Annotated in this window: 1 protein-coding gene; it reads left to right on the top strand. The window is 64.2% G+C overall.

The genetic code is table 11. The features are described from left to right. On the top strand, positions 1-667 hold a 667-nt coding region (locus MLGJGCBP_RS23700; protein WP_160098502.1), incomplete at both ends, for an AMP-binding protein.

Consider the following 667-nt stretch of genomic DNA (forward strand, 5'->3'; position numbering starts at 1 on the left):
TGATCTGTGTTGACACGGTGGATGTGTCGGGATTCTCGGGTGCGCCGGTCACGGATGCGGATCGGGTGTCGCCGTTGTGGCCGGGGAACACGGCGTATGTGATTTTCACGTCGGGGTCGACGGGTCGGCCGAAGGGTGTGGCGGTGACGCATGCGGCGATTGTGAATCGTCTGGTGTGGATGCAGGGTGAGTATGGGCTCGGGTCTGATGATGTGGTGTTGCAGAAGACGCCGGTAACGTTCGATGTGTCGGTGTGGGAGTTGTTCTGGCCGTTGCAGGTGGGTGCTCGGTTGGTGGTTGCGCGGCCGGAGGGTCATCGTGATCCGGGGTATTTGGCGGGTGTGATCGTTGAGCATGGGGTGACGGCGGTGCATTTCGTGCCGTCGATGTTGGCGGTCTTCACGGCTGAGCCGGCGGCGGCGGGGTGCGCGAGTTTGCGGTGGGTGTTTGCCTCGGGTGAGGCGTTGGCTGCGCGGACGGCGTCGCGGATGCGGGCGTTGGTTCCTGGTGTCGGGGTGCATAATTTGTATGGTCCGACCGAGGCTGCGGTGGACGTGACGTTCCATGAGGTGACGGACGCGGACGCGGTGGGTGTGCCGATCGGTGTGCCGGTGTGGAATTCGCAGGTGTTCGTCCTTGATGGGCGGTTGCGTCCGGTGCCGGTGGG

The organism is Rhodococcus sp. T7 (genome assembly GCF_009872365.1).
Classification (GTDB): Bacteria; Actinomycetota; Actinomycetes; order Mycobacteriales; family Mycobacteriaceae; genus Rhodococcus_F.